General features: G+C 41.5%; 8 protein-coding genes. 4 read left to right on the forward strand and 4 right to left on the reverse strand.

Annotation, left to right across the window (positions count from 1 at the left end; genetic code table 11):
• The 4 genes from ABPH35_RS09235 to ABPH35_RS09250 all read left to right on the forward strand — a co-directional run.
• Nucleotides 1–310: ISAs1 family transposase (locus ABPH35_RS09235; protein WP_349988132.1), on the forward strand; the 310-nt coding region annotated here is incomplete at its 5' end.
• A 354-nt stretch (nt 311–664) separates the two neighbouring features.
• Nucleotides 665–1,582, forward strand: a complete 918-nt coding sequence (gene glyQ / locus ABPH35_RS09240; RefSeq protein ID WP_349989450.1) for a glycine--tRNA ligase subunit alpha — start codon at nt 665–667, stop codon at nt 1,580–1,582.
• A gap of 1 nt (nt 1,583) precedes the next feature.
• Nucleotides 1,584–3,623: a glycine--tRNA ligase subunit beta gene (glyS, locus tag ABPH35_RS09245; RefSeq protein WP_349989451.1), complete on the forward strand. Its 2,040-nt coding sequence runs from the start codon at nt 1,584–1,586 to the stop codon at nt 3,621–3,623.
• A gap of 8 nt (nt 3,624–3,631) precedes the next feature.
• Nucleotides 3,632–3,889 carry a DUF896 family protein gene (locus tag ABPH35_RS09250; RefSeq protein WP_349989452.1) on the forward strand — a complete coding sequence of 86 codons (258 nt, stop codon included), beginning with the start codon at nt 3,632–3,634 and terminating at the stop codon, nt 3,887–3,889.
• 77 nt (nt 3,890–3,966) lie between these two features.
• Here the strand turns inward: ABPH35_RS09250 and ABPH35_RS09255 are convergent, their stop codons facing one another.
• The 4 genes from ABPH35_RS09255 to ABPH35_RS09270 form a co-directional block, all read right to left on the reverse strand.
• Nucleotides 3,967–5,301 (reverse strand): MATE family efflux transporter, encoded by a 1,335-nt coding sequence (locus ABPH35_RS09255; protein WP_349989453.1) that lies wholly within the window; start codon nt 5,299–5,301, stop codon nt 3,967–3,969.
• A 427-nt stretch (nt 5,302–5,728) separates the two neighbouring features.
• Nucleotides 5,729–6,400 carry a TrkA family potassium uptake protein gene (locus ABPH35_RS09260; RefSeq protein ID WP_349989454.1) on the reverse strand — a complete coding sequence of 224 codons (672 nt, stop codon included), beginning with the start codon at nt 6,398–6,400 and terminating at the stop codon, nt 5,729–5,731.
• Nucleotides 6,401–7,028: 628 nt separating this feature from the next.
• Nucleotides 7,029–8,378: a TrkH family potassium uptake protein gene (locus ABPH35_RS09265; RefSeq protein WP_349989455.1), complete on the reverse strand. Its 1,350-nt coding sequence runs from the start codon at nt 8,376–8,378 to the stop codon at nt 7,029–7,031.
• Between the two features lie 90 nt (nt 8,379–8,468).
• Nucleotides 8,469–9,008, reverse strand: coding sequence for a Gx transporter family protein (locus ABPH35_RS09270; RefSeq protein WP_349989456.1), 540 nt, complete (start codon nt 9,006–9,008; stop codon nt 8,469–8,471).
• Nucleotides 9,009–9,233 lie beyond the last annotated feature (225 nt).

Raw genomic sequence — 9,233 nt, forward strand, 5'->3', positions numbered from 1 at the left:
GACCAAGAGTAGTCAAGAGGGTGAAGAAACACGCTACTTTATCTTGAGTAGTCAGGTTAGTGCGAAGGAATTATGCGACTATGTACGAGGTCATTGGCAGATAGAGAGTATGCATTGGTTATTAGATATTGTTTTTCGAGAAGATGCGAATAAAACTTTGAACAAGCAGTTAGCGTTTAATTTGAATGTGATGGACAAATTCTGCCTAGCTGTCCTAAAACGGTTGGATTTTGGAAAGAAAATGAGCATGCGTCGTAAGAAATATGTCCTTAGTCTATCCTTTGACCAGTATTTAAAACGATTACTTTAAATCAAAAAAGTGTTTGAGGTAGAAAAAAGCCGAAGACCGTTTCATGCGTTTGTCGTGATTTTTACAGAGTATGGATAGACAGGTGAAGGATTTTCTGCTATACTATCAGATAAGAAAGAGGGTCGCTTGGTACAGCCTTTAGCGAGTTTGGGACAGTGAAAGCCAAACGGAAAGTCAGAGTGATTGGCGCTTTCTCAAGTATTTTTAAGAACAAAATGAAGTAATAAATTAGGGTGGAACCGCGTTTCAACGCCCCTATGGAAACATAGGAGTGTTGGCGCGCTTTTTGATTTTTCTGCGTTTGGCATGAAGGCACTCGACATTTATCACGATCAAATAGAAAGAGAGAAACCAATGTCTAAACAATTAACCTTTCAAGAGATTATTTTGACCTTGCAACAATTTTGGAATGAACAGGGCTGTATGTTGATGCAGGCTTATGATACGGAAAAAGGGGCGGGAACGATGAGTCCTTACACTTTCTTGCGTGCCATTGGTCCTGAGCCGTGGAATGCTGCCTATGTAGAACCAAGTCGTCGTCCAGCAGACGGTCGTTACGGAGAAAATCCTAACCGTCTCTACCAACACCACCAGTTCCAAGTGGTCATGAAACCAAGCCCAAGCAATATTCAAGAATTGTATTTGGAATCTTTGGAGCGTCTTGGAATTAATCCTTTGGAGCACGATATTCGCTTTGTAGAAGACAACTGGGAAAATCCATCAACTGGTTCAGCAGGATTGGGTTGGGAAGTCTGGCTTGACGGTATGGAAATCACTCAATTTACCTATTTCCAACAGGTCGGAGGTCTTGCAACAGCTCCTGTTACAGCCGAGGTGACCTATGGTTTGGAGCGTCTAGCTTCTTATATCCAAGAGGTGGATTCGGTCTATGACATCGAGTGGGCAGACGGAGTGAAATATGGTGAGATCTTTCTTCAGCCAGAATATGAGCATTCAAAATACAGCTTTGAAATCAGTGACCAAGATTTATTGCTCAGTAACTTTGAGAAATTTGAAATTGAAGCAAAACGTTGTTTGGATGAGCATTTAGTTCACCCTGCCTTTGACTATGTTTTGAAATGTTCGCATACCTTTAACCTACTGGATGCCCGTGGTGCAGTTTCAGTAACAGAGCGAGCTGGCTACATTGCACGTATTAGAAATCTAGCGCGTGTAGTTGCAAAGACTTTTGTGGCAGAAAGAAAACGCCTTGGTTATCCGCTGTTGGATGAAACAACAAGAGCGCAGCTATTAGCAGAGGAGGCAGAATAAGATGGCAAAAAATTTACTAGTAGAACTTGGGTTAGAAGAGATTCCAGCTTACATTGTAACGCCTGCTATGGCTCAATTGAAAGACCGCATGGCACAATTTTTGACAGATAACCGCTTGGATTTTGAAGAGATTGAGATGTTTTCAACCCCTCGCCGTTTAGCAGTACGTGTCTGTGGCTTGGCAGACCAGCAGGAAGATTTAACAGAGGATTTTAAAGGGCCAAGTAAGAAAATTGCCTTGGATGCTGATGGTCATTTTACCAAGGCTGCGGAAGGCTTTGTCCGTGGGAAAGGATTGACAACAGCTGATATTACCTTCCGTGAAATCAAGGGGGAAGAGTATGTCTATGTGACCAAGCATGAGACAGGAAAGACAGCTAAGGAAGTTTTAGCAGGCATTCCAGAACTTCTTGCTTCTATGACTTTCCCAGTCAGCATGCACTGGGCTTCAAATAAATTTGAATACATCCGTCCGATTCATACCTTGACAGTTCTCTTGGATGGTGAAGCACTTGAGATGAATTTCCTTGATATTACTTCAGGTCGTGTGAGCCGTGGTCATCGCTTCCTTGGTCATGAAACAGAAATTGCAACAGCAGACAGCTACGAAGATGATTTGCGTAAGGAATTTGTGATTACAGACAGCGCAGAACGTGAAAGAATGATTGTAGAGCAAATCAAGGCGATTGAAAAAGCGCAAGATGTGGTCGTTGAGATTGATCAAGAGTTACTGAACGAAGTCTTGAACTTGGTCGAATACCCAACTGCTTTTATGGGTGCTTTTGATGCTAAGTATCTGGATGTTCCAGAAGAAGTTTTGGTAACTTCTATGAAAAATCACCAACGCTACTTTGTTGTCCGAGACAAGGACGGTAAACTCTTGCCGAACTTTATCTCTGTTCGTAACGGAAATGCGGAATTTCTTGCCAATGTCATTAAGGGAAATGAGAAAGTTTTGGTGGCACGTTTGGAAGACGGGGAATTCTTCTGGCGTGAGGACCAAAAATTAGAGATTGAAGACCTTGTGGAGCGCCTGAAAGCCGTGACCTTCCATGAGAAAATTGGTTCTCTTTATGAACACATGGAGCGTACGGCAGCTATTAGCGCTCTCTTGGCTAATCAAGCTGGGCTTTCTGAGGAAGAAAAAACAGACCTTGCGCGTGTAGCAGCTATTTACAAATTTGACCTCTTGACTGGTATGGTCGGTGAATTCGATGAATTACAAGGGATTATGGGAGAGAAATATGCTCTTCTAGCAGGGGAGACACCAGTCGTTGCAGCAGCAATTCGTGAGCACTACCTACCAAACAGTGCAGAAGGTGCTCTTCCTGAAACTAAGGTAGGAGCAGTCCTTGCCCTTGCAGACAAATTAGACACGATCTTGTCCTTCTTCTCCGTTGGCTTGATTCCAAGTGGCTCAAATGACCCGTATGCTCTTCGTCGTGCAACCCAAGGTGTGGTACGGATTTTGGAGGCCTTTGGCTGGACGATTGCCATTGATGAATTGGTCGAAAAGCTCTATACTCTAAACCATGATAGCCTTACTTATGAACATCAGGCGGAGGTTCTTGAATTCTTCCGTGCTCGTGTAGAGAAAATGATGGATAAGAGTGTGCCGAAAGACATCGTGGAGGCAGTCTTAAACAGTACTAACTTTGTGGTCAGTGACATGATTGAAACCGCTCGTCTCTTGGCAGAAAAAGCCCAGACAGCAGCTTTCAAACCAGCGGTTGAAAGCCTCTCACGTGCCTTTAACTTAGCAGAAAAAGCAGAGGCAGATGTCGCAGTAGATAGCAGTCTTTTTGAAAATGCTGAGGAAAAAGATTTGGCAGAAGCTGTAGAGAAGATTTCCTTTACCACAGACTTGACCAGCAATATCGACCAACTCTTTGCTCTTCAACCAGTGATTGATGCTTTCTTTGACAATACCATGGTCATGGTCGAAGACGAAGCCGTGAAGAACAACCGCTTGGCCTTGCTTGCAGCATTGACCAACAAGGTACAACAGGTTGCCCAATTTAACCAAATCAACACCAAGTAGGAGAAAAGATGGAACAAGCAAAAATTGATCGTATCAATGAATTAGCCAAAAAGAAAAAGGAAGTTGGCTTGACAGAAGAGGAATTAAAAGAGCAAGCAGCCCTCCGTGAAGAGTATATCGAAGGCTATCGCCGTAGTGTTCGTGCCCATGTTGAAGGCATCAAAATCGTCGATGAAGCAGGCAACGATATAACCCCAGAGAAACTCAAACAAGTTCAACGTGAAAAAGGACTGCATGGCAGAAGCCTAGATGACCCTCATTCATAACAGACGAAAACCAGCTAGTAGAAGGTATAGCTGGTTTTGTTTTGTGATAAAATACTGATTTTCGTAGGATAGAACGATTAGATTTGCCCTTGGCCTAGTTTTCTTGTCAAAATAATACTACTTGGAACCAAGACCAGAACGCTTCCGATCCAGGCAGCGGGATTGGCTGCAGCAACACCATAGAATCCAAAATAGATCAGTCCGACAATAGCAACACCGGCTCGCATGACTAATTCCATGATACCTGCTAGGGTTGGGACAAATCCTTTTCCAAGTCCTTGTATGAAACTCCGTAAGATAAAGAGAATCGACAAAATCCAATAGCAAGAGCCGTTAATGATATAGTAGGCTAGTGCGAGAGAATAGACTTCTTGATTGCCGTCTGCTAGAAACAGTCGTGAGAAGAAGCGATTTGCTGTCACCAGTAAAATGGCAAAGACAATAGCCCATGCAATATCAATCAAAACAGCTTTCTTTAAACCCTCTAAAATCCGTGAGTAGAGTTTGGCTCCATAATTCTGAGCAGTAAAGGTTGAAACTGCCAAGCCAAGATTAATCATTGGGAGCATGGCGAGTTGGTCAGTCTTACTAGCGATGGCTTGAGCGGCGATGGCATCAGTGCCAAGCTGATTGAGCATGACTTGTAAAGTAATCGAGCCAATAGCGATAATACTAGCCTGAAAAGCCATAGGAAATCCCAATTGTGCATGTTTGACAAGATTTTTTCGATCTAGTCGAATTTCTGTTTTCTTGACATGGAAATAAGGCACTTTTTTATAAATATAAATCGCGAGATACAGGACAGAGAAGGCTTGAGCTGTAATCGTTGCCAGACCTGCTCCGAATACTCCCAATCCAACATTTAAAATAAAGAGAAAGTCGAGGCCAATATTGATGAAACAGGCGATGATAAGAGCAATCAGCGGTGTCGTTGAATCACCGAGACTGCGGATAAGATTAGACAGATAGTTAAACAGCACCGAGAAAATCGTTCCGCCAAAAATGGCTGTTAAAAACTGCTGCGAATGGGGAAGTAATTCCTCAGGGGTCTGCATGAAAATGAGCAGGGGACGTAAAAAAGTGAGGGCTAAAGCGGTCAAAACAAGGCTGATGCAAAAGGAATAGAAGAGCCCGTGGATAAAACTTTTTTTTACTCCGTCAAAATCGCTTGCGCCAAACCGTTGAGCGGTGACAATGGTCAGTCCGCTGGTCAAGCCTTGCGCAAAACCGAGAATGAGAAAAACAATACTCCCAGTAGCTCCAACGCTAGCAAAAGCGACCTTTCCTAGGGTATGCCCCACAATGATACTATCTGCAAAATTATAGGCTAATTGGAAAAAACTACCAATTAACAGTGGCACAGTAAAGCGTAAAATCACGCGAATCGGTTTGCCTTGGGTTAAATCCTGCATAAAAACTCCTTCGTAAAGAGTAGAAAGGAGTGAGACAAAATTGTGATTTTCTAGAAATCAAGTTTCCTCACTCCTTTATTTTTTAGGTTTGTCAATGTTTTAAAAATCCGGCAGTCCTCACTGTTTGATTGCTAATACTCATTGAAATTCAAAAATAACCAACTTATCCGCCATTTATAGCCTTAAAAATATAAAATTGTTGCATTAACAAAGTTAGGATAGTGCTTGTGTCAGGTTGGAAATAAGGATTACGAAATAACCCTCAACTAGTGAGGAGGTTGCTTGCGTCTGCACTATCTAATGAAGTATCGAAAAATGCTCATTTTGATAGTAATGGAGTAAAAGTTCGGGTATCAGCGGTTTACTTGGACTGTTGATAGATGTTTAACCAACTTGAGTGAACGCAATCGGATTTGTTGTAGGATATCTATAATTTATTTGTATATTCTTCAAAGTGATCAACGGTATGGTTATCGGTTACAGCCATAATCAATTCGTGTTCGTTAAAGGTGTAGTTTGGTGAAAATTGCACATTTAATTGATTGGTCTGTGCATCACGGTAGCCGATGATATTGAGATTGTAGTGTTGGCGTAGCTGGAGTTGAGCCAAGCTCTTGCCAATCCATTTTTTAGGGGCATGAAATTCAATAATGGTCACATTTCCGTCTAATTCAATCAAATCAGTTGTATCACGGTGAAGAAGGTGCTTAGCTAGAGATACACCCGTTTCTCTTTCTGGAGAAATGACCCGATCTGCTCCGATTTTTAGCAACACTTCTTTGGCTGTCTTACTTTTTACCTTAGCAACGACTTTTGGGACATTGAGAGCTTTACAATGGAGAACAGCAAGCACACTTGATTCCAAGTTACGACCAGTAGCGACAACGACCGTATCACATCGGTCAATCCCTGCTGCACGTAACAAATCCTTATCTGTAATATCTCCTACGATTCCCTTGGTTAAAATAGTTTCAAGTTGGTTAATCCGATCTGCATGGTTGTCTACTGCAATAATATTACAATCGTAGTGATGTAAGGTTTTAGCAATGGTGGTCCCAAATACACCAAGACCTAAAATTCCAATCGTTTGAGTTTTCATAAAATCTCCTTAAAACAAGATACGAGGGCGTTAAAAAAGCGAATGAAAAATAGGAAATACGACGAAGAAGCGCAATCTTCTAAGCGTATTTATACCTAAAGGTAGCCATATCTGTAATCTAGTTAAAGCTAGAACAGCTATGTCTCTTTTTTCCGAGCTTTTAGCCCGAGTTCAGTTACACAAGATACGAGAGCGTTAAGCAGCTCCTAGACAAAATAGGAAATCGAAGCAGGTTGTCTTACAACCAATGAGGTTTATCTTTTTGTCAGTGAGTTGTAGCTCGAGTTCAGTTATATTAAGATACGAGGGTGTTAAAAAACGAATGAAAATGAGGAAACATGACGAAGAAGTTGAGCTTGGAGTGGGACAAAAATCATGATTTCATAGAAATTGATTTTGTAGTCCCACCCGCAAGGTTGACTAGGTTTGTAGAATGTTGATTTATCATCGCTTTACAAATCAGACAACTACTGCGTTAAGCTGCTTGAACTATAAAAATGAGCAGTTATGGTACTTTTGCTCAATCTAAGTTGTAACTAGCTAAAGCTAGAACATCTGTGTCTCTATTCTCCAAGTTTTTCGTCCGAATTCAATTAACAAGACGCGAAAGTTTTCAGCCCAAGTGCAGTTACACAATCATAGATGATTTAGCGTATTGTATGGTCTCTTCTTTAGCTAATTTCCGAGAAGAAAGGCTGATTAAAATTGACATTGGTCCAATTCGTCCAAAGAACATGAGTGCCATAATCACTAGCTGCCCAAGTTGAGATAGTTGTGGAGTTAGATTAGCCGTTACTCCAACCGTTGCTAGGGCTGACATGACCTCGAAAATCAGAAAGAGTATAGGTTTTTGAGGGTCTGTCATGCTAATGGTAAAGAGCCCAGCTAGAAAGACCATAATGAAGACAATAAAGGTTGCAAAGGCCTTTCGAATGGTCTCATTATCTATGGTTCTCGCCTTAAAATTCGTATGTGGCAGCCCGATAATTTCACTTCTAGCATAGAGAATTAAGGTTAAAAAGGCTGTAATTTTGATACCTCCAGCTGTTCCACCTGGCGCTCCGCCCAACATCATTTGAAAGGTATAGAGTAGTAAGGTGACAGGATTGGCCTTGGTGTAGTCAATCGAAGCAAAGCCAGCCGTCCGCATAGTAACAGTTTGGAAAAAGCTAACCAAGACCTTTTGTGGCAAGGACAAGTGGCCAATTGTATCAGGATTTCGATATTCTGTTAGCAAGGTCAGTAGGGTACCGAGCAGCAGAATCACAGTTGTCATGGTTAGGACAACCTTGGTATGGAAACTTAATTTTTTGAAACTCAAGCGTTTTTGAATTTTTGTCTGCATATCAAACCAGACCGAAAATCCGAGACCTCCCATGATAATCAAGGCTGCGATAATCAGATTGACCAAGGGATTAGTCGCATAATTCACCAGGCTAGTAGCGCCAAAGTTATCAAATCCAGCATTACAAAAGGCAGAAACAGCTACGAAGAAAGCTGAAAAAAGCCCACGTTGCCAGCCAAAATCAGGTACGAACTGAAAGGCGAGTACAAGAGCTCCTACTGCTTCGATGGCAAAGGTAAAACCAAAGACAGACTTGATAAAGCTACGGAAGTGCTTGGTTTCAGTCACGTTAAAACTCTCTTGTAGCGTGGCCATATTGATGAAGCTGAGTCTCCGTCCCCCTCTTAGGGCAAATAGTCCGATAAAACTGATCAAGCTCAACCCACCGATTTGAATTAAGAGCATGCAAATGAGCTGCCCTAGAGTATTGTAGGTTTCGGCAACAGGAACGGTAAACAATCCTGTTACACAGACCATGGAAATAGTTGTGAAAAGATGATCCCAGTATCTAGCTTCTGAACTGGCTAGTTGTGAAATGGGTAAGGATAAGAGGAGCGAGCCAATCAGAATAAGGCCTGCAAAACTTAGGACAATCCGTTGACTCGGTGTAAATTTTAAACTAAAAGAAGACATAATTCCCTCTCGTGATTAAGGTATGAGGCTATTGTAGCACAAATTAGTAAAAATGAAAGAAAAACCTACCAAATTGGTAGGAAAGATAGACTACTTCCATTCTGCTAAAATGATATGATGATAGTAGCGCAAAGGTCCAACTTTTTGAAGGAGGTAGTTGGCGGTTAGACCAACTAGAAAACCAGAAAGAATGCCAGTAAAAGAGAGAATAGGCAAATAGTTGAGAACCAAGAGGGATTGGCCAATCAGAGCAAAAACGAGGAGCTGTCCAATATTATGTAGCATGCCTCCTAGGATGGAAATACCGATTGCGCTGACCCGTTTTGGTCCTAGTTGTTTGGCAGATAACATGCCAAGATAGCTGAGTGTGACCCCAGCAAATCCATATAAAAAAGTTGAAAATGTTCCACCTAAAAAGGTAGAAATCAGTAAGCGAATACCCACGACTTTAACACTGTCTTTAGCCGGAAGAGTGAAAATAGCAATAAGACTAATAAGATTGCCAAGTCCAAGTTTTGCTCCAGGAGCAAAGGAAAATGGAGTTGGAATCAGTCTCTCTACTAAAGAAATAACGACTGCTTGAGCAGCTAGCATGGTAATAAATAATACGGTTTGATGTTTTGAATTCATAATTGTTCTCTATTTGAAGTTTACTCTATAATACAGTAATCAGGTGACAAACTCCATATTCTATATACTATCTGTTTTGGAAGAGATATGCAAGTCTTTTCGAAAGTTCTAAAATGAAGTTAGCCAGTCAAGGGTATTAAAAAACATCTCAGAGAGATATAATTGTAATCACCACAACAACAATTAGAAAGACTCTGAGATGCAACACTATTATACACCAAAAAG

It is taken from the genome of Streptococcus handemini (assembly GCF_040984445.1).
Classification (GTDB): Bacteria; Bacillota; Bacilli; order Lactobacillales; family Streptococcaceae; genus Streptococcus; species Streptococcus handemini.

Excerpts from the sequence above, each read along its gene's own strand:
- glyQ (WP_349989450.1), top strand. The coding sequence starts at position 665 with ATGTCTAAACAATTAACCTTTCAAGAGATTATTTTGACCTTGCAACAA.
- glyS (WP_349989451.1), top strand. The coding sequence starts at position 1,584 with ATGGCAAAAAATTTACTAGTAGAACTTGGGTTAGAAGAGATTCCAGCT.
- ABPH35_RS09250 (WP_349989452.1), top strand. The coding sequence starts at position 3,632 with ATGGAACAAGCAAAAATTGATCGTATCAATGAATTAGCCAAAAAGAAA.
- ABPH35_RS09255 (WP_349989453.1), bottom strand. The coding sequence starts at position 5,301 with ATGCAGGATTTAACCCAAGGCAAACCGATTCGCGTGATTTTACGCTTT.
- ABPH35_RS09260 (WP_349989454.1), bottom strand. The coding sequence starts at position 6,400 with ATGAAAACTCAAACGATTGGAATTTTAGGTCTTGGTGTATTTGGGACC.
- ABPH35_RS09265 (WP_349989455.1), bottom strand. The coding sequence starts at position 8,378 with ATGTCTTCTTTTAGTTTAAAATTTACACCGAGTCAACGGATTGTCCTA.
- ABPH35_RS09270 (WP_349989456.1), bottom strand. The coding sequence starts at position 9,008 with ATGAATTCAAAACATCAAACCGTATTATTTATTACCATGCTAGCTGCT.